This is a genomic window from Cytobacillus spongiae (genome assembly GCF_021390075.1).
On sequence record NZ_CP089997.1, the window covers coordinates 2,750,842 to 2,770,776 of the forward strand.

A 19,935-nucleotide genomic window follows, 5' to 3' on the forward strand; every position below is an offset into this window, starting at 1 on the left:
TCTTTCATTTTGAATTATTCTCCGCCGAACCATTTTACGATTAGTTTCTCAAGCTCACCGTTTTCCTTCAGCTCATTTAATACACGATTGAATTCATCCGTCAATTTGCTCTCTTTAGGGAAGGCAATGGCTGAACCAGCTTCCTCATCATCCCCTTCAAGAATAAACCCCTCGATATCTTCGTTATTTTTAAAATATCCTTTTGCAACTGTATCCTCAATAATAGCTGCATCAAAGCGTCCAGACTTAATCTCTTGAATTAGTTCTGGAATTCGGTTACGGTTCTCAATTTTAATGTTGATTTGCTCAGCCATTTCTTCTGCTTTCCCTTCTTGAATAGAAGCTAACTGAACACCTACCGTTTTTCCGTCTAAATCTTCAACTGTCTTGATACCACTCTCTTTCTTAGATACGATCATATGATGAGCCGTATAGTAGATATCACTAAAATCTACGTTTTGCTTACGCTCTTCAGTTGGTGTCATACCTGATAGGACAAAGTCTACTTGACCTGTTTCAAGAGCAGGAATTAATCCGCTAAAATCAATATCCTTCACTTGAACTTCATATCCAAGCTCATCCGCAATTGCATTTGCTAGATCAATATCAAACCCAATAATTTCCTCGCTTTTTGCAGTATCTACATATTCAAATGGAGGGTAATCAGCAGATGTACCTAAAACAAGTACCTCTTTACTTTCTCCATTTGTTTTCTTGCTTTCTTCACTTGTTCCACAAGCTACTAACACTCCGAACACTAGTAAACTCATAATAATAATTGAGCTGATTTTCTTCATTTGAATGCGTCCCCCTAGTAAATATATTAATATTTATTCATCTAAGTGTATTTTAACACACATTAATAATTATGCAACAATATTATTAAATATAAATTCATAGTTTGCTATTTTCACACAAAAAAAGCCTCAGTTCGAACTGAGGCTTTTCTGTGTGAATATAGATGAATCCTACATATAGGTTCGTTTGTTATGAATCAAATAATTCCTGAAGAGGCTGATAATTTAAGGAATCAATTTTTAATTCTTCTAAACTGAATTGTAAATGTTCAATCAGCTTCTCATTAAATACTTTGCGATCCTTCGCTCTCAATGAATCGATTAATGCATAATGCTCTTCCCAGCTGTTTGATTGGTGACTCTCTAGATAATTGAATGCATTATATATTAATAAATAGATATCAATTTGCGCAAGAATTTTACTTAAAAATTCAATTAGAAATTTATTCCCACCAGCTCTAGCTAATGAGAGGTGAAACTCCTTATTCGCTGCAATATATCCGTGGACATTCTTTTGTTCAAAGGCTTTCTTTTCTTTCTCCACAAGCTTCAGCATGTCATCTATATGTTCTTTTGTTATTAAATCAAAGCAATCCTTTACCGCTATTAATTCAAGCTCTTTACGAATGTGAAAGGCCTGTACCATTTCATCTATGCTAGGCCGAATCACAAAGGCGCCGCGATTTGGAATAAGGTTAACAAAGCCATCGACTTCTAATCGTTTAATCGCATTTCTGATAGGCGTTCTACTAACCTTTAATTGCTCTGAAATCATTGTTTCAATTAGCTGTGTTCCTGGAGCTATTTTCCGACTAATAATGGCATCGGTTAATGTATCGTATACAACCTGCTCCATTGATTTCTTTTCTTTCATGTTACTACCGCCATTTCATGTAAACGTTTCATTCATCTTATCATATTTTTATGATGAATGTTTACACGAGCCTCCAAGCTAAAGACTTCTTTTAAATCCGTTTCCAATAACTTCACTCGTATTGTGGACTGTGACAAAGGCTTTATCATCAACGATCGTAATATATTTTTTTAGCTTTTGGAATTCCTTTCTCCCTAAGAATGTAGTAATGATGTCTTTATCCTCATTTGTAAAAGCTCCTTTTGCCGAGTGAATGGTCGCTCCTTTTTGGAGCTCTTTCACAATATAGGACTTAATGTCATCGCATTGACTACTAATAATCGTTACTTCTTTTGAAAGATTGAGTTGACTAGAAAAATAATTAATAAAAATACTAAGAAGAATGATTCCTACGATTGCATACATGCCACTTTCAAAGCTAAACACAATAAATGAAGTGCTGGCTATTAATATATCTGCTAGTAAAATACCTAAACCAATTTTAAGAGAAAGGTATTTATTTAAGATCATCGCAATAATATCTGTACCACCAGAAGATGCATTTTGGTGAAAAATTATGACAAGTCCAATAGCATCGAGAACAAGCCCAATTATGAGCTGAATGATTCGGTCATCACTCAATGGTTCAGCAAGAGGTACGAACTTCTCAAATCCTAGGACATATAAAGATAAACTAATACTACAATACAAACTCTTCAAGCCAAATTGAAATCCTAACAGTAATGTTCCAATTAAGAACAAGAATAGCTCAATGACAAGCAAGATTAGGCCAATTGGCCAGTTTGGTATGTAGTGATGGATCACAATTGATAACCCACTCGTACCACCAATGACAAAATGGTTAGGTGCTAAAAAGAAGTGAATATTAATTGTAATAAGAATTAGTCCAATATTTAGTAGTAAGTACTCTTTCAATTTCTTTTTCATAGGGATCTCCTTGTTTCTATTGATGAAATTGTAGAACAATATTGTTCTACAATTAGTGATTATAGATTGTAACAACCAGTATGTAAAGAATTTTTTACGCAAAATTCGTTTTTTTGTGAAGAAAGTGTTTTCATGAGGAGCTATAGACTTTGGTTCCATCTACTTGGAGGACAAAATGGAGTTGAAGAATAATGACATTTGCAGTTGACTCATGATATCAGCGACTTTTTTGATATATCAGCGAAAATCGTCCACTTATCAGCGATTTTTGCCATTTATCAGCGAAAATTGAAATATATCAGCGACTTTTGAAATATATCAACATTCGGTATATCCGCAAAATAATTGACGAAATCCGCAGCTTTACCGAACATATCCGTAACTTCTGAACAGAAATCCGTTTTTGCTCTACTCCACCTCTCAAGGAGCAGCCATATATATGCAAAAATAAAAAGCCTCGGCTTCTATCCGAGACTTTCATAAATCATTTAGACTTCTTCACAATGTTCATCAAAGGCTTGTTGCAATTTGCCGATAACAGCCATTGGTTCATGACCTTCGATTTCGTGGCGTTCAATCATTGTGCATAGCTTCCCATCTTTCAATAAAGCAAAAGAGGGAGAGGATGGAGGGAAACCTGTGAAATATTCACGTGCTCTCGCCGTTGCATCCTTGTCTTGACCTGCAAATACAGTAACTAGATGATCTGGACGTTTATCATAATGTACCGAGTGGGCAGCTGCAGGGCGAGCAATCCCACCTGCACATCCACATACTGAGTTAACCATTACTAGTGTTGTTCCCTGCTTTGATAACGCTTCATCAACTGTTTCTGGAGTTGTTAGTTCTGTATATCCTGCAGCTACGATCTCTTGTCGAGCTTGACGAACTACATCATTCATAAAAAAATTAAAATCCATATTCATATTGACCACTCCTAAAAAGGTTTCAACCTAATTTATATTCTTTATTAGGTAAAGGATACTATCATCATACCAATAGCCTTCACAAAATTTCAAACATAACAAACTATTTTTATAAATCAAGGCTGTATTCGAATCCATTGGTGCTTTTGAAACATGGACAGTTTTCCCCTCGAGGATACTCGCTTGTCGCAGGGGAGGCAGTAAGCCTGTGAAGGTCCCGCTGTTCTCCCAAACGCCTCGCATCCTACCGCTCTAAACTGCTAGCCTTCGTATGAAGAAGGGAATCTTATCTGGTAATAAACAACAACCTTTTAGAAAATATCCAAAATAAAAGTTTAAAGTTTTCATTATTGGGTATCTTATAACTACATAGCTGAATCCATACCCCTGACTCCCTATTCTTTTTGCCAGTGCTGATGAAAGCACTGGCATTTTTTCATAGAATAACGTTAATAAAACGAGCCCTCCCGTTTTATTTCTTTAATAAAATAGCTTAGGTTATTGGTATAGAACAATCGGTTTGCAATCATAATCGCTATTAAAATAAAATAGACAAGGATATGAACAAGCATCAATCGTTCGTAAGGCTTAGGCGATACGAGTAGTACAAATCCAATATTGAATACTAATGATGTGATAATGGCATTAATGAATTGGACTTGAAAAATGAGGTTTCGATATCGATCCATTAATTCTTCCTTTTGAGGAGAAACGTGGATGCATTTAATAACAAAGTGTTCTTCCTTAAAATGCCGTCTCCATTCCTTTGGGAGAATCCAACCAATAAATATACTGATTTGCTGGATGAAAAAACCCAGTGGAATCCCAACAATCGCTAGAATTAGAGCAATTCCTGCTAGATCCATGCCTTGCTCGATCAATAACTCTTTATATTCTTTAAAATCAGCGCTAATAAAATAACTTGAAACTCCTAATAAGAAAACCCAGCCAGGTAATCCCCACTTAGTGAGCTGTTTCCCTTTTACAATCATCATTCCTTCGATCCTTTCCATAATGCTACACGTTCCCCTATCTATTTTATACATAGTTTGCTTTTTTTTCGACCTTTACTCATTTCTAATTTAAGGAAAAAACTTTAAAACAAGAAATACAACTGGAACGAAGGATGAAACAGAAAACTGAACCGCTTTAGAAATTTTTGCGCGTGGCGCTCGCTACCTGGGAGCTGCTTTCTCCGCATGGCTCTAAATTTATAGGTAAAAAACAAAAAAGCTGTAGACACCTTTTTCGAGTTTGTCTACAGCCTCCGTCACCAACAGGCGAGCTTCATTTAATTTTCATTATACACTTGAAACAGTTCTTCAACTGCTGATGTAACTGTAAGATTGCCGGAGATGACTTCATTTTCCATCTGAGGTAATCGTTCTTTAACATGAGGGTGCTGAAAGAAACGGTATTGCAACTGATCCTTTATCATTGCATAGATCCATTCCTTTGTTTGTGCCCTTCTTCTATCAGCAAACACACCTGACTCTTTCGTTTGTTTTTCAAAGGATTGAATCACACGCCATATCGAGTCAATTTGAGCGTGAAACAACGCTGAGCAAGTGTATGCTTTTGTTTGCCAGCCCCTTGTTGCTGATTGAAGAAAATGGAGGATTCGATCGTACTCCGCTTTTGTTTTATTTGCTAGTTGGAGATTATCCCCATCCGCTTTATTAATGATAACTGCGTCTGCTAGTTCCATGATACCTTTTTTCATCCCCTGCAACTCATCACCAGCACCCGTTAAAGCGAGCAGCATAAAGAAATCTACCATATCACGTACATATACTTCACTTTGTCCCACACCAACCGTTTCGACTAAAATGATGTCAAAGCCAGCCGCTTCACAGACGATCATGGTCTCCCTTGTTTTCCGGTGAACACCACCAAGCTTCCCACCTGTAGGAGAAGGGCGGATAAACGCAAGTGGATTTCGTGCAAGTGTCTCCATCCTTGTTTTATCCCCAAGTATACTCCCACCAGTAAGCTTTGAGCTTGGGTCAACAGCAAGGACAGCCACCTTTAATCCTTGATTACATAAATAGGACCCAAAGGCTTCAATAAATGTACTTTTTCCAGCACCAGGTACACCCGTTATCCCAATTCGAATCGCACTTCCACTATGAGGCAATAATTTGTGAAGTAGTGTCTGCGCTTTTGTAAAATGATGGCCTGCATTGCTTTCAATAAGCGTAATTGAGCGGGCAAGCAAACTTCTGTCACCATTTAAGACACCCTTATATAATTCATCAATCGAAGGCTCATAACCCGATTTCTTCTGAAAGCGGCCAGATTGGCGAATGGTATTTGGCTGAACTGCTTGTTCTACACCCTTTCGTACAACACTCGAACACTTTTCCGGATGAGAGGGATCATTCCATTCTGGTTTCTTCTCATCAGCCATTTATTCTTGTTTCACTTCCTCGTAACCAAGCTTTTCATAAATAGCTCGGACGACTTTTTCAGCTGCAACTGGAATGACGGTACCCGGTCCAAAAATAGCCGCAGCTCCGTGATCATAAAGGAATTGATAGTCTTGAGCTGGAATAACTCCGCCAATTACGACAAGTATATCTTCTCTCCCAAGCTTTTCTAGTTCCTCTACAAGTTGTGGAAGCAAGGTTTTATGACCAGCTGCAAGCGAGCTTAAGCCAATGACATGCACATCATTTTCAATAGCTTGCAGGGCTGTTTCTTCTGGCGTTTGAAACAGTGGTCCGATATCTACATCAAACCCAAGGTCCGCGAATGCCGTTGAAATCACCTTTGCTCCTCGGTCGTGTCCATCCTGACCCATTTTGGCAATTAATATTCTTGGACGTCTTCCCTCATTATCCAAAAATTCATCTGTTAATTTCTTCACTTCATTTATCTCTTCTTCATTTGAGAAAGCAGAGCTGTATACTCCGCTAATGGAACGAATGACTGCTTTATGACGGTTTGCTACTTTTTCAATCGCATCGGAGATTTCGCCTAAAGTCGCTCTTACTCGTGCCGCATTAACAGCTAGTGCTAATAAATTCCCTTCACCCGTTTCAGCAGCTTCAGAAATGGCTGCAAGTGCATCGAGTACCTTTTCTTCATCTCTTGTCTCTTTAAGCTCCTTTAATCGCTCTAGCTGCTTTAATCGAACGGCTGTATTATCAATATCCAATATTTCTAACGGGTCTTCTTTTTCTAAGCGAAATTTATTTACACCAATAATTGTTTCTTTTCCAGAATCAATTTGTGCTTGTCTACGAGCAGCTGCTTCTTCAATTCTCATTTTCGGCAAGCCGGTTTCAATCGCCTTTGCCATTCCGCCAAGATTCTCGATTTCTTCAATATGTGCCCATGCCCTATTAATCAGCTCATTCGTTAAGGCTTCAACATAATAGGAGCCTGCCCACGGATCGATGACATTTGTCATACCTGTCTCTTCCTGCAAAAACAATTGAGTATTCCGAGCGATTCGAGCGGAGAAATCTGTTGGTAACGCGATGGCTTCATCTAATGCATTTGTATGCAATGATTGTGTATGACCCATTGATGCAGCATGTGCTTCTATTAACGTTCGAATAACATTATTATATGGATCCTGCTCGGTTAAGCTCCAGCCTGATGTTTGTGAATGTGTTCTTAAAGCCATTGACTTTGAGTTTTTCGGTTCAAATGTTTTCATCATTTTTGCCCAAATTTGCCTTGCTGCACGCATTTTGGCTACTTCCATAAAATAATTCATGCCAATAGCCCAAAAGAATGATAATCTCGGCGCAAATGAATCAATATCTATTCCAGCTTTTAAGCCCGTCCTTACATATTCCAAACCGTCGGCAAGTGTATAGGCTAACTCTATATCTGCCGGCGCGCCAGCTTCCTGCATATGATAACCTGATATACTGATACTATTGAACTTCGGCATATAGTTAGATGTATACTCAAAGATATCCGCAATAATTTTCATCGACATTTCTGGTGGATAAATATACGTGTTTCGAACCATATATTCTTTTAAAATATCATTTTGAATTGTGCCAGACAGCTTTTCCTGACTTACCCCCTGCTCCTCGGCTGTTACGATAAAGAAGGCCATAATTGGAAGGACAGCGCCATTCATCGTCATCGAAACAGACATTTGATCTAATGGTATGCCATCAAACAGGATTTTCATATCGAGGATAGAGTCAATCGCTACTCCCGCTTTCCCTACATCACCAACAACACGTGGATGATCCGAGTCATAACCTCGGTGTGTCGCAAGATCAAAGGCTACCGAAAGGCCTTTTTGTCCCATAGCAAGATTCCGGCGATAGAAGGCATTGCTTTCCTCTGCAGTAGAAAAGCCAGCATATTGGCGAACGGTCCACGGTCTATTTACGTACATAGTTGGGTAAGGTCCACGAGTATAAGGAGGCAGCCCTGGCTTATCTTCAATATGCTCTAGCCCTTGTCTATCATTTACAGTATATATGGGCTTTAACTGTATTTGCTCATTCGTTTCGAAAAGCAAATCATCGAGAGACACTTCAATTTCGGTTTCTACCCTCTCTTTCCAATCCTTTTCCGTCACTTGCTCCCGTGTTGAAAAGAGGTTAATACTCTTAAAGTTTGGTTTTTTCGTCATGCAACGCCACCTCCAGTTCATTGATTAATGAAGAAACTGTGACGTAACAGTTACTTTTCATATGGATAAAGTCTTCTATACCTGCAGCTCGAAATGCTCCTTGTTTGTCTACAGATGGCATTCCCGCTAGGTAAAGTTTCAAATGAGGTGTAGAAGCCATCAACTCTTTGATTAGCTCCAAACCAAATTCATTATACTGAACGTCTGAGCCACACAAACAATAATGTTGATATTGGGTCTGTTCAATGAACGCAGCCGCATCTGCTACTCCAAAAATTGCTGCACTTTTTGTGACATCTAACCCACCAGCTGAAACAAACCCTGATATAAAATCAGCTCGAGCTTTATGGTTCTTTAAATCCCCTAGGCAAATCAAGCCTATTTTCGGACACTCTCCTGTCTTATTTTGGATGAAGGCAGCACGGTTTCTAAGCGTTTCATATGGCTCAGCAAGGCGAGATGAAATAAGTGGTTCAATTATTATATTGTCTCTTTCAACGATAGAAGACTTTGCTAAAGCCGGTTGATCATCCAGCTTCGCATAATAATTCGTCCCAATGATGCTTTGTTTCCGAGTAAAAATATCTTGCCTTCTTTGGTCCAGCGTAGCTGCAATATCCTCTTGAATCCAATTATTCCTTAATCCTTCTAGCATTCCGCCGCGGTCTTCTATCTCGATAAAATACTTCCATGCTTGTTCAGCTAATTCATTTGTTAAATGCTCCACATACCAAGAACCTCCAGCTGGGTCCATCACTTTCTGCAAAAGAGCTTCTTCTTTCAAAATTAGCTGGGTGTTTCTTGCAAGCCTTTCGGACAATGGGGATGTTTCTCCTGATAGCTCATCAAACGCTTGGACATGAAGGTACTGAACTCCACCGATAATAGCTGCAAATGCTTCATTTCCTGAACGTAAAATATTCACATACGGATCGAAAGCCGTCTTTGTAAAAGAAGAAGTCTCAGCGGAAATGGTCATTTTCTGATGATCTAAGTCCGCTCCATATGCTTCTGTTACTTTGCTCCACAGAAAGCGAGCGGCCCTTAGCTTTGCAATTTCCATAAAGAAATTTGCGCCAATCGAATATTTAAACACAAGCTTGGATAATATCGTCTGAAGAGTGATCCCACGCTTCATAAGCTCTTCTATATGAAATACGGCAACTGCTAACGAAATCCCAAGCTCTTGCGTACTGTTAGCTCCTGCTTCAAGATATGGCGTACTATCAATTAACACCGTCTTCAAGTTTGGTAGATTTCTATCAGCATCCTGAATTAATAATGCCCAAGCATCATAGAAGTTGTCTAACTCCTCTGGAAGCTTTCCATTTCTAGTTAACAGTGCTATCGGGTCCATCCCAATATAGCCCGACACCTTCTCACGATTGGAGAGTTTCTCAAGCTCCTCTAAAAGGATGGTTTGGTCGGATTTTGCATCTATACTAAATGGTGCTTTCTCATACACCTCTGTCAAAACGATAGATAAGTTATCAAGATTCTCTTTTATATATTCAAATGAAATAGCATTCTGACCCTTTTCCAAGGCATGCCCGAGACTGCTAATTAAATCTTCTTCATTCTTATAATTAACCTTTTGGGCAATCTTCCAGCTATCCTTTAAATACCCAAGGCTTTCCGTTCCTCTACGAAAATCTAACTCACCAGGAAATTGGGAAAGTTCACCTTCCTGTTGGTCTGCAGACGAATAAAGCGGTTTCAATTGAATGTTTTCGTATGTATTTCTAGATAAGGTCTCAATTGGTCTTCCTTTCAGGCTTTCTTCCGCCTTTTTTTTCCAATCTTCTAAAGACGTTGTTGTGAATTTCTCATTCATCATATTTTCTAGGCTCATAACTCACTGTCATTACCTGACAGCTCCCCTCCCTTCCGATATCGCTGATTCAATTGTATTAAAATTCGAAATTTTTTATGTTTCAATCATATTTTAGTATACATGGGAGAAACAAGCAATGTGGTTCCGATAGAATTCACATTTACTGAAGGCATATTTACCAAATGAGCGTCTGCCCACTACCAATCTATATGCTTTTATTCAGATCGACAAACCAGGTTTTTTCCTTCCTTAAGTACCATGATAATTTTTAGCCCAAAAGAAAAGACCCTATCTCAAGGGTCTTTTCTTCAAATCTTATTGTAATGCAGCTTGTAGATCTTCGATTAAGTCCTCAACATCTTCTAGTCCAACAGATATGCGCACTAATCCGTCTGTAATCCCTAATTCAAGTCGGCGCTCTTTCGGAATGGAAGCATGGGTCATTTTTGCTGGTAACGAGATTAAGCTCTCGACAGCTCCTAAGCTCTCAGCTAATGTGAAATAGTGGACTTTCTTCAACACATCTAAGGCTTTTTCTTCGCTTCCCACATCAAAGGAGATCATTCCACCAAATCCCCGAGCTTGTTTCGCATGAACTTCATGACCTTTATGCTCTTCAAAACCAGGATAGTAAATAGTTGTAACGGCTTCATGTTCTGTTAGGAAGTTGGCAACCTTTCTTGCATTTTCTTCAATTTCTTCCATGCGGATCGCTAATGTTTTGATTCCACGGATTAAAAGCCAGCTATCCTGAGGTCCTAGTACCGCTCCAATTGAATTTTGAATAAAATGCAGGTCATTTGCCAGTGTCTCCGAATTAACAACTACAAGCCCTGCCACTACATCGCTATGTCCGCCCAAGTATTTTGTGGCACTATGAAGAACAATATCTGCCCCTTGCTCAATTGGGTTTTGGAAGTAGGGAGTACTAAACGTATTATCCACGATCATAAGGAGCTGATGCTCTTTTGCAAGACTTGAAATTCTTGATAAATCTGTAATTTTTAAAAGTGGATTTGTTGGCGTTTCAATATAAATCGCTTTCGTATTGTCCTTTATAGCCTCTTTTATTTCATTTAGGTCGCTTGTATCAACAAATGTCACTTCAATTTGATACTTTGCGAGTACCTTTGTCATTAAACGATAAGAGCCGCCATATACATCGTCTGTTAATACAATATGATCTCCTGATGAGAAGAGATTCATTACAGAAGAAATTGCAGCCATTCCCGAACCAAAGGCAAATCCACGAACACCACCTTCAAGATCCTTAATTAACTCCTCTAGAGCAAACCTTGTAGGATTGCCTGTTCTAGCATACTCATATACGAAATTTCCTACGCCATCCTGCTTAAACGTACTTGCATGATGAATGGGAATAGAAACGGCCCCTGTGTGCTCATCCCTCGGAATTCCACCGTGAATCATTTGTGTCTTTTTTCTCATACGTTATCACCTTCATAAATGGATTTACTTAAGTATCGTTCACTGCTATCAGGAAAGATTGTAACGATGTTCGTTCCCTCCGAAGAGTTTTTCGCCTCTTGTAACACTGCCTCAAAGGCTGCCCCAGACGAGCTACCGACAAGTAGTCCCTCCAGCTGTGCTAGCTCCTTTACTCTGCGAAATGCTGCTTCATCTGAAATCGTGTAGATCGCATCAAAATATCCCCTATTCATATACTGCGGCAAAAATTCCATCCCGATTCCTTCTGTTCGATGTGGCCCGGATTCTCCTCCGTTCAGAATCGATCCTTCTGGCTCAACAATAACTGTTTTGATTTCCTTATTGATGGATTTAAAATAATTGGCGCATCCCATAAAGGTTCCGCCCGTTCCCGCTCCTGCTATAAATATATCAATTTGACCATCTAAATCCTCGTAAAGCTCTGGACCTAACGTTTCAAAGTAAGTTAATGGATTCCCTGCATTTTGAAATTGTTGAGGACTGTATGAATTTGGAATTTCCTTTAATAGTTCTTCCGTTTTCCTAATCGCACCTTCCATTCCTTCTTCGGTAGGTGTGTTTATCACTGTCGCCCCAAGCGCTCTCATCAATGTCTGTTTTTCCATACTGAATTTTTGAGGAACTACACAGATGATATTAATTTTTGTCCCAATTGCAGCTAGAGCTAAGCCTATACCGGTATTTCCTGCAGTCGGCTCGATAATGACTCCTTCTTCTTGAAGCCCGTTTTCGATTGCAAGCTCCAAAAGCTTTAGTCCAAGACGATCCTTGATACTACCACCAGGATTTAGAAATTCAAGCTTGGCAAAAACATTTACTCCAGCTGGGATTTCAGGATGATGCAATTTTACTAACGGAGTTTTACCGATCAAATCCTTTACATGGTCATAATACCTCATTCGTCACACCTCAAAGCAATCGATTATTTTGAAAAGACATGGCTCCATTCTGCTTTTTTGCTTAGCATTTCTCTAGCAATCTCTTTCGCACCTTCTAAGCTATGGCTTGCTGCCCATCCGCACTGTACTTCGTTACAAGCAGGTACTTCCGTAGCTTCTAAAACATCATGAAGGGTCTTTTCAAGAAGTTCTAATACATTTTCATAAGAATCATCATTAATGACCGAAAGGTAAAAACCTGTTTGGCACCCCATCGGACTAACGTCAAAAATAGTCGAGTGATGGTTCCGACTGTGTTCTGCCATTAGATGCTCTAATGAATGTAATCCTGGCATTTCCATATGCTCTTTGTTTGGCTGGCAGAAACGCAGGTCATATTTATATATTTTATCTCCATGCTGTCCTTCACTTACTCCAGCTAGACGGACATACGGAGCTACAACCTTGGTATGATCTAAATTAAAGCTTTCTACGTTCATTTTTTTAATTGTCAATTGAGCCAACTCCTTTTAATTCTTACTATTCCTAGTAATATACTATGCTTTAACAAGAGATCTGTCAATTCTATTGTCTTTTGTAGAATTTTCCTCATCTTTAATCCAAAGTTAATAGTTGCATATTAGCTGTTTATATCATAGTATACCAATAGGAATTATAAAATTTAAAATTGCTTTTCATGAGAGAGACGATAACGGATAAAAGGATGATGCTTGCATGGGTCGTGAATTTGTTGAATTATTTGAAGGTTGGGCCGATTCTTATGATGAATCTGTTACAGGACATGATCTTGAATATAAAGAAGTGTTTTTGAATTATGAAATGATTCTTCAAGAAGTTGCTAACTTAGTAGAAGGATCAATTGTTGAATTTGGTGTTGGTACTGGAAATTTAACGTTAAAGCTCCTTGAGAATGAGGGCACCACCGTTACAGGATTTGAGCCTTCTCCAACAATGCGAGTGAAAGCGCAAGAGAAGCTCCCAGGAACTACAATCCTAAATGGTGACTTTATTGACTTTGAAATGAACGGGGGGATAGATGCCTTTGTAAGTACTTATGCATTTCATCACTTAACAGACCAAGAAAAAGCGATTGCTGTTAATAAATATAGTGAATTGTTAGAAGAGGGAGGCAAGGTTGTATTTGCTGACACTGTTTTTGAAACGAGTGAACGAAAGCAGGAAACAATTGAAAAAGCGAAAAAAAATCACTTCCTAAGCCTTGCAGCGGACCTTGAGACGGAATACTACACGACCATTCCTGTTTTAACGGACTTGTTCCAACAAAATGGATTCACTATTCAATTTAAACAGCTAAACCCATTTGTTTGGCTGATTGACGCAACGAAGAAGGCATAAATAATAAGGCGGTTGACTCAGAAGAGTCAGCCGCCTTTCTTTTGTGAATGGACATTGTATTAATATACAGAAGTGTTTTCTTTTGAAGTATTTTCTAAGATTTCTTTTACCCGTTGTAGGAATCTACCACATACAAGACCATCTAATACGCGGTGATCAAGTGACATACATAGGTTTACCATGTCACGAACTGCGATCATGCCGTTGTTCATTACAACTGGTCGCTTAACAATCGATTCTACCTGTAGGATTGCCGCTTGTGGATAATTAATGATTCCCATCGATTGAACAGAACCGAATGAGCCAGTGTTGTTCACAGTGAATGTTCCGCCTTGCATTTCAGCAGATGTAAGCTTTCCAGCACGAACTTTGCCCGCAAGATCAGTAATTTCACGTGCAATGCCTTTGATTGTCTTTTCGTCAGCATGCTTAATTACAGGAACAAATAACGCATCATCAGTTGCTACAGCGATAGAAATATTAATGTCCTTCTTTTGTACAATCGTATCGCCTGCCCACATAGAATTAATTTGTGGGTATTCTTTTAATGCTTGAGCGACAGCTTTTACAAAGAAGGCAAAGAAAGTTAGGTTAAAGCCTTCCTTCTTCTTAAAATCACCTTTAATGGAATTACGGTATTCAACTAGGTTCGTTACATCTACCTCCATCATTGTCCAAGCATGTGGAGCTTCATGCTTACTACGAAGCATATTTGCCGCAATTGCTTTACGTACACCTGTTACAGGGATTTCAATATCACCTGGAACAACTGGAACATTTGGAGCTGCTTGCTTAGGTGCCGTAGCTTGAGGTGCTGCTACTGGCGCATCTACCTTAGGAGCTGCTGCTTGTGCCATAGCAGGTTGTGCTGGTGCTGCTGCACTTGCAGTTGGAATATCGCCAGATTCAATTACTTTTTGAATGTCTTTACGTGTAATACGTCCACCTGCACCTGAGCCTTGAACTTGAGTTAGATCAATTCCATGCTCTTGAGAAAGCTTTAATACTGCAGGTGAATAACGTGCCTTGTTTGGCTGGTCTGCTGGAGTAGGTGCCTCTGTTTGTGTTGAAGCAGGTGTGTCTACTTTATCAGCTGCCGCAGCGTTTCCAGCAGGTGCCTCTCCGCCTTCAACTTCAATTGTAAGGATGACCTCACCAACCTCTAACGTATCTCCTTCGTTTGCCACTAATTCTTTAATTACACCAGTGAAAGATGATGGTACTTCCGCGTTTACTTTATCCGTCATAACTTCAGCAAGAGGATCATATTTATTTACTTTGTCTCCAACAGAAACTAACCATTTACTGATAGTTCCTTCTGTAACACTTTCCCCTAACTGAGGCATCTTAATTTGTTCGATAGCCAATGAGTTAACCTCCTATTAACGTTCTTCTTCGTCCGATCTATTCTTTTGGCATAAGCAGCTTCATTCGCTGCTTATACCGATTGATGGTTTACAAGTGTTTTTAGAATTCCGCTAATTCACGCATAGCTTTTTCTACTTTATCTGGGTTTATCATAAAGAATTTTTCCATTGTTGGTGCGTATGGCATTGCTGGAACGTCAGGGCCAGCTAAACGTTGAATTGGAGCATCTAAGTCAAATAGGCAGTTTTCTGCGATGATTGCTGCTACTTCTCCCATAATGCTTCCTTCTTTGTTATCTTCTGTAACAAGTAATACCTTACCAGTTTTAGAAGCAGCTTCGATTATTGCTTCTTTATCTAGAGGATAAACCGTTCTTAAATCGAGGATGTGAGCAGAAATACCATCTTTTGCTAATCGCTCAGCAGCTTGAAGTGCAAAGTGAACAGATAATCCGTATGTAATAACCGTAATATCTTCCCCTTCACGCTTAACATCTGCTTTTCCGATTGGAAGTACATAATCATCAGTAGGTACTTCACCCTTGATTAAACGATATGCACGCTTATGTTCAAAGAATAATACTGGATCTTCATCACGAATTGCCGCTTTCAATAATCCCTTAACATCATAAGGAGTAGAAGGCATGACAATCTTTAGACCTGGTTGGTTAGCAAACACCGCTTCAACTGATTGAGAGTGGTATAGTGCACCGTGAACTCCACCACCATAAGGTGCGCGGATAACCATTGGACAGCTCCAGTCATTGTTCGAACGGTAGCGAATTCTAGCAGCTTCTGAAATAATTTGGTTTACAGCAGGCATAATGAAATCAGCGAATTGCATTTCAGCAATCGGTCTCATTCCGTACATTGCAGCACCGATTCCTACACCAGCAATAGCTGACTCAGCTAGTGGCGTATCTAAAACGCGATCCTCACCAAATTGATCATACAAACCATTTGTTGCTTTAAATACTCCACCCTTTTTACCTACGTCTTCTCCTAGGACAAAGACTTTTGGATCTCTTTCCATTTCTTCACGGATCGCCATTGTTACCGCATCAATATAAGAAATTACAGCCATGTTCGTTCCCCCTTACTTATCAGCATAAACGTATTTTAGAGCATCTTCTGCAGGAGCATATGCAGCATTTTCTGCATAGTCAGTTGCTTCATTTACATCTTTTGCAATACGATCATTGATTTCTTTTTCTTTTTCTTCTGTTAATAGTCCAAGCTCTTTTAAGTAAGCAGCGAATGTAATGATAGGATCTTTCGCCTTCGCTTCAGCAACCTCATCTTGTGCACGGTAGCTACGATCATCATCATCTGATGAGTGAGGTGTTAAACGATAAGAAACCGTTTCAACTAATGTTGGACCTTCTCCACGACGACCACGCTCAGCAGCTTCTTTAACCACTTTATATACTTCTAATGGATCGTTACCATCTACTGTGTATCCAGGCATACCATACCCGATTGCACGATCAGAAACATTTTCACAAGCTAATTGCTTTTCGATTGGAACAGAGATTGCATACTTGTTATTTTCACACATGAAAATTACTGGTAGCTTGTGTACCCCAGCAAAGTTTGCGCCTTCGTGGAAGTCCCCTTGGTTAGAAGAACCTTCACCAAATGTTACAAACGTACAAAGGTCTTTGCCTTCCATTTTTCCAGCAAGTGCAATTCCAACTGCATGTGGAACTTGAGTCGTTACTGGAGATGAACCTGTTACAATGCGATTTTTCTTTTGTCCAAAGTGACCAGGCATTTGACGTCCACCTGAGTTTGGATCTTCTGCTTTGGCGAAACCAGAAAGCATTAGATCTTTTGCCGTCATTCCGAATGTTAAGACAACACCCATGTCACGATAGTAAGGTAATACATAATCCTTTTCCACATCAAGCGCGAATGCAGCACCAACTTGAGCTGCCTCTTGTCCTTGACAAGAAATAACGAAAGGAATTTTTCCAGCACGGTTTAAAAGCCACATACGTTCGTCAATTCTACGAGCTAGCAGCATTGTTTCATACATTTCTAAAACTCGATCATCGCTTAAACCTAAATCTTTATGACGATTTTCAGCCATATTTGTAACCTCCTAAGTTCAATTAGTAGAATGGCTTCGTACCAGTCTACATCGATCCAAAATATTTTAGGTACCCTGTTTATCTAACAGAGTAAAATTATTAAGAATGAATAGCTTTTCCATCTACCGCTAGAGCTGCTTCTCCGATTGCTTCCGACAGAGTTGGATGCGGATGAATCGTATGTCCAACTTCCCATGGAGTTGCATCTAATACTTTTGCAAGACCTGCTTCTGAGATCATATCAGTAACATGTGGACCAATCATGTGAACACCTAAAATATCATCGGTATCTTTGTCAGCCACAATTTTTACAAATCCATCAGATTCACCAAAAACAAGTGCTTTTCCGATTGCGCGGAACGAGAATTTCCCAACTTTCACATTATACCCTTGTTCTTTTGCTTGGTCTTCTGTAATTCCAACACTTGCTACTTCTGGACTGCTATAGATACATTTTGACACAAGATCATAGTTCATTGGTGATGGGTTTTCTCCAGCAATATGCTCAACTGCTAAGATACCTTCATGTGAGGCAACATGAGCTAATTGAAGTCCACCAATTACATCACCAATTCCATAAATATGAGATTCTTTCGTTTGCATGAACTCATTTGTTACAATGTACCCTTTATCAATTACGATATCTGTATTTTCAATGCCTATTCCTTCAACATTTGCTTGACGGCCAACAGATACTAATAATTTTTCAGCCTTGAATTCTTTTTGCTCGCCTTTAATTTCTGCGGAGATCGTAACACCTTCTCCTTTGTTTAACGTTTCAGGAAGTACTTTTGCACCCGTTACAATTTTCACGCCTCGTTTCTTCATCAGACGCTGCATCTCTTTAGAAATTTCTTTATCCTCTGTTGGGATAATGCGATCACTATATTCAATAACTGTAACTTCTACACCAAAGTCCGAAAGCATGGATGCCCACTCAATTCCAATTACACCACCACCAACAATAATGATAGAGTTTGGAATGCTTTCCATTGCTAATGCTTCATCAGAAGTCATTACATACTCACCATCTACGTCTAAGCCTGGTAATGTTCTTGGACGTGAACCTGTTGCCACAATAACATTTTTAGGAATTAACATTTCATTTTCATCGCCATTGTTCATTTCAACTGAAATTGTGCCAGGCATTGGTGAGAAAATAGATGGTCCTAAAATTCGACCTGTTCCCTCAAACACATCAATTTTCCCTTGTTTCATTAAGTGCTGAACTCCACCATGTAGCTGATTAATGATTTTGTTCTTGCGCTCTTGAACCTTACCGAAATCAAGGCTCACATCACTTGTCATAACACCAAACTCTTCACCGCGCTTTGTTGTTGCATACACTTCTGCGCTTCTTAACAGTGCTTTACTAGGGATACAACCTTTATGTAAGCACGTACCACCTAGTTTGCCTTTTTCTACGATTGCTGTTTTAAGTCCAAGCTGGGACGCACGAATGGCAGCTACATAGCCGCCCGTTCCGCCACCAAGAATGACTAAATCATATTCTTGTGCCATGTTTTAGCTCCCCCTTTTATTATTAAGCCTTTGCCTTGCTCGCTTGTTTCGCACCTGGATATTCTTTGTCTTTTTCCTCTCCTTTTAACACACGGAGAGCTCCTTCTGCCAATGCTTGAAGTTCATTCTCACCAGGCTGAACAATCACATCAGCAATCCAGTTCACACGGCTGCTAATTTCTTTAACAAAGTCTTTTCCGTAAGCAAGGCCACCAGTTAAAATAATCGCATCTACTTTTCCGCCAAGAACTGCACTTGCACTACCAATTTCCTTTGCGACTTGATAAGCCATCGCTGAGTATACAAGCTCTGCTTCTTCATTGCCATTTTCAATCATTTTTTCAACTGCAACAGCATCATTTGTATTTAGATACCCCACCAATCCACCTTGGCCAACAAGCTTTTTCATAATTTCTTCTCGGTAGTATTGACCAGAGTAGCATAGAGCAACTAGATCACCTGCAGGTACTGTTCCAGCTCTCTCTGGGCTGAAAGGTCCATCTCCATGTAAACCATTGTTTACATCTATGACTCTTCCTTCCTTATGAGCACCAACTGTGATTCCTCCACCCATGTGCGTTACAATAAGGTTCAGTTCCTCGTATTTCTTCCCAAGCTCTTTAGCAACGCGGCGAGCAACTGCCTTTTGGTTTAATGCATGGAAAATACTTTTTCGTTCAATTAGAGAAAAACCAGAAATACGTGCGATAGGGTCTAGCTCATCTACTACTACCGGATCTACAATATAAGAAGGAATATTTAACCCTGTTGCAATTTCGTAAGCAATAATTCCCCCTAGGTTAGACGCATGTTGACCGGAATAGCCTGCACGTAAGTCTTGTAACATCGCATCATTAACGCCATATGTTCCACCTTCGATTGGACGCAATAACCCTCCACGACCACAAACAGCATTTAATTTGGAAATGTTAATTCCCTCGTTATCAAGTGTTTCTAAAATCGTATTTTTTCTAAACTCATATTGATCAATAATATTTTCAAATGTATTGATCACCTCAGAATCATGACGAATGGTCTTCTCGAAAATGGAAATATCGTTATCGAACACTCCAATTTTCGTAGAAGTTGACCCTGGGTTGATGACGAGAATCCGATATTCTTTTTCTTGCAATGTGTATTCCTCCAATAGCTAAAAGGCAAAGAGGCTGAATTTATCATTCAGCGCTCTCTCCTTTACTTTTTTTGCTCAGCTAATCATGATACAGAGCTTATTTTCGCACCGAGCTTCTCAGAATGATTAAGTC

The 19,935-nt window shown here is 39.4% G+C and carries 17 protein-coding genes; 1 reads left to right on the top strand and 16 read right to left on the bottom strand.

Annotated elements, in window-relative coordinates:
• Positions 1–14: 14 nt before the first annotated feature.
• The 11 genes from LS684_RS13985 to LS684_RS14035 all read right to left on the bottom strand — a co-directional run bounded on the left by LS684_RS13985 (position 15) and on the right by LS684_RS14035 (position 12,812).
• On the bottom strand, positions 15–797 hold the full coding sequence (locus LS684_RS13985; RefSeq protein WP_233806815.1) for a transporter substrate-binding domain-containing protein: 783 nt from the start codon (positions 795–797) through the stop codon (positions 15–17).
• A gap of 190 nt (positions 798–987) precedes the next feature.
• Positions 988–1,671 (bottom strand): GntR family transcriptional regulator, encoded by a 684-nt coding sequence (locus tag LS684_RS13990; protein ID WP_233806816.1) that lies wholly within the window; start codon positions 1,669–1,671, stop codon positions 988–990.
• A gap of 78 nt (positions 1,672–1,749) precedes the next feature.
• Positions 1,750–2,598, bottom strand: a complete 849-nt coding sequence (locus tag LS684_RS13995; RefSeq protein WP_233806818.1) for a YitT family protein — start codon at positions 2,596–2,598, stop codon at positions 1,750–1,752.
• A gap of 488 nt (positions 2,599–3,086) precedes the next feature.
• Positions 3,087–3,524 (bottom strand): BrxA/BrxB family bacilliredoxin, encoded by a 438-nt coding sequence (locus tag LS684_RS14000; protein WP_233806820.1) that lies wholly within the window; start codon positions 3,522–3,524, stop codon positions 3,087–3,089.
• A 449-nt stretch (positions 3,525–3,973) separates the two neighbouring features.
• Positions 3,974–4,537, bottom strand: coding sequence for a BA5345 family protein (locus tag LS684_RS14005; protein ID WP_233806822.1), 564 nt, complete (start codon positions 4,535–4,537; stop codon positions 3,974–3,976).
• Between the two features lie 278 nt (positions 4,538–4,815).
• Complete coding sequence (gene meaB, locus LS684_RS14010; RefSeq protein ID WP_233806824.1) at positions 4,816–5,934, bottom strand: methylmalonyl Co-A mutase-associated GTPase MeaB; 1,119 nt, start codon at positions 5,932–5,934, stop codon at positions 4,816–4,818.
• The gene (gene scpA / locus LS684_RS14015; RefSeq protein WP_233806826.1) at positions 5,935–8,133 is read right to left on the bottom strand and encodes a methylmalonyl-CoA mutase; all 2,199 of its coding nucleotides are present in this window, start codon (positions 8,131–8,133) and stop codon (positions 5,935–5,937) included. It lies immediately after the preceding gene.
• Positions 8,111–9,970: a methylmalonyl-CoA mutase subunit beta gene (locus LS684_RS14020; protein WP_233806828.1), complete on the bottom strand. Its 1,860-nt coding sequence runs from the start codon at positions 9,968–9,970 to the stop codon at positions 8,111–8,113. Before LS684_RS14020 ends, scpA begins: the two co-directional genes overlap by 23 nt.
• Before the next feature lie 312 nt (positions 9,971–10,282).
• Positions 10,283–11,413 (bottom strand): bifunctional cystathionine gamma-lyase/homocysteine desulfhydrase, encoded by a 1,131-nt coding sequence (locus LS684_RS14025; protein ID WP_233806830.1) that lies wholly within the window; start codon positions 11,411–11,413, stop codon positions 10,283–10,285.
• Positions 11,410–12,333, bottom strand: a complete 924-nt coding sequence (locus LS684_RS14030) for a PLP-dependent cysteine synthase family protein (protein ID WP_233806831.1) — start codon at positions 12,331–12,333, stop codon at positions 11,410–11,412. The genes LS684_RS14025 and LS684_RS14030 overlap by 4 nt, the downstream gene beginning before the upstream one ends.
• A gap of 23 nt (positions 12,334–12,356) precedes the next feature.
• Positions 12,357–12,812, bottom strand: a complete 456-nt coding sequence (locus LS684_RS14035; protein WP_233811663.1) for an S-ribosylhomocysteine lyase — start codon at positions 12,810–12,812, stop codon at positions 12,357–12,359.
• Positions 12,813–13,047: 235 nt separating this feature from the next.
• Here LS684_RS14035 and LS684_RS14040 point away from each other — a divergent pair, with 235 nt between their 5' ends.
• The gene (locus tag LS684_RS14040) at positions 13,048–13,689 is read left to right on the top strand and encodes a class I SAM-dependent DNA methyltransferase (protein WP_233806833.1); all 642 of its coding nucleotides are present in this window, start codon (positions 13,048–13,050) and stop codon (positions 13,687–13,689) included.
• A 59-nt stretch (positions 13,690–13,748) separates the two neighbouring features.
• Here the strand turns inward: LS684_RS14040 and LS684_RS14045 are convergent, their stop codons facing one another.
• The 5 genes from LS684_RS14045 to buk all read right to left on the bottom strand — a co-directional run bounded on the left by LS684_RS14045 (position 13,749) and on the right by buk (position 19,802).
• On the bottom strand, positions 13,749–15,056 hold the full coding sequence (locus LS684_RS14045) for a dihydrolipoamide acetyltransferase family protein (protein WP_233806835.1): 1,308 nt from the start codon (positions 15,054–15,056) through the stop codon (positions 13,749–13,751).
• A 100-nt stretch (positions 15,057–15,156) separates the two neighbouring features.
• Positions 15,157–16,140 carry an alpha-ketoacid dehydrogenase subunit beta gene (locus LS684_RS14050; protein ID WP_233806836.1) on the bottom strand — a complete coding sequence of 328 codons (984 nt, stop codon included), beginning with the start codon at positions 16,138–16,140 and terminating at the stop codon, positions 15,157–15,159.
• Positions 16,141–16,152: 12 nt separating this feature from the next.
• Positions 16,153–17,148: a thiamine pyrophosphate-dependent dehydrogenase E1 component subunit alpha gene (locus tag LS684_RS14055; protein ID WP_233806837.1), complete on the bottom strand. Its 996-nt coding sequence runs from the start codon at positions 17,146–17,148 to the stop codon at positions 16,153–16,155.
• 100 nt (positions 17,149–17,248) lie between these two features.
• Positions 17,249–18,670 (bottom strand): dihydrolipoyl dehydrogenase, encoded by a 1,422-nt coding sequence (lpdA, locus tag LS684_RS14060; protein ID WP_233806838.1) that lies wholly within the window; start codon positions 18,668–18,670, stop codon positions 17,249–17,251.
• A gap of 22 nt (positions 18,671–18,692) precedes the next feature.
• Positions 18,693–19,802, bottom strand: coding sequence for a butyrate kinase (gene buk, locus LS684_RS14065; RefSeq protein WP_233806839.1), 1,110 nt, complete (start codon positions 19,800–19,802; stop codon positions 18,693–18,695).
• Positions 19,803–19,935: the final 133 nt, after the last annotated feature.

Excerpts from the sequence above, each read along its gene's own strand:
- LS684_RS14000 (WP_233806820.1), bottom strand. The coding sequence starts at position 3,524 with ATGAATATGGATTTTAATTTTTTTATGAATGATGTAGTTCGTCAAGCT.
- LS684_RS14040 (WP_233806833.1), top strand. The coding sequence starts at position 13,048 with ATGGGTCGTGAATTTGTTGAATTATTTGAAGGTTGGGCCGATTCTTAT.
- LS684_RS14035 (WP_233811663.1), bottom strand. The coding sequence starts at position 12,812 with ATGAACGTAGAAAGCTTTAATTTAGATCATACCAAGGTTGTAGCTCCG.
- LS684_RS13985 (WP_233806815.1), bottom strand. The coding sequence starts at position 797 with ATGAAGAAAATCAGCTCAATTATTATTATGAGTTTACTAGTGTTCGGA.
- LS684_RS13990 (WP_233806816.1), bottom strand. The coding sequence starts at position 1,671 with ATGAAAGAAAAGAAATCAATGGAGCAGGTTGTATACGATACATTAACC.
- meaB (WP_233806824.1), bottom strand. The coding sequence starts at position 5,934 with ATGGCTGATGAGAAGAAACCAGAATGGAATGATCCCTCTCATCCGGAA.
- LS684_RS14030 (WP_233806831.1), bottom strand. The coding sequence starts at position 12,333 with ATGAGGTATTATGACCATGTAAAGGATTTGATCGGTAAAACTCCGTTA.
- LS684_RS13995 (WP_233806818.1), bottom strand. The coding sequence starts at position 2,598 with ATGAAAAAGAAATTGAAAGAGTACTTACTACTAAATATTGGACTAATT.
- LS684_RS14025 (WP_233806830.1), bottom strand. The coding sequence starts at position 11,413 with ATGAGAAAAAAGACACAAATGATTCACGGTGGAATTCCGAGGGATGAG.
- LS684_RS14020 (WP_233806828.1), bottom strand. The coding sequence starts at position 9,970 with ATGATGAATGAGAAATTCACAACAACGTCTTTAGAAGATTGGAAAAAA.
- lpdA (WP_233806838.1), bottom strand. The coding sequence starts at position 18,670 with ATGGCACAAGAATATGATTTAGTCATTCTTGGTGGCGGAACGGGCGGC.
- scpA (WP_233806826.1), bottom strand. The coding sequence starts at position 8,133 with ATGACGAAAAAACCAAACTTTAAGAGTATTAACCTCTTTTCAACACGG.
- LS684_RS14050 (WP_233806836.1), bottom strand. The coding sequence starts at position 16,140 with ATGGCTGTAATTTCTTATATTGATGCGGTAACAATGGCGATCCGTGAA.
- LS684_RS14055 (WP_233806837.1), bottom strand. The coding sequence starts at position 17,148 with ATGGCTGAAAATCGTCATAAAGATTTAGGTTTAAGCGATGATCGAGTT.
- LS684_RS14005 (WP_233806822.1), bottom strand. The coding sequence starts at position 4,537 with ATGGAAAGGATCGAAGGAATGATGATTGTAAAAGGGAAACAGCTCACT.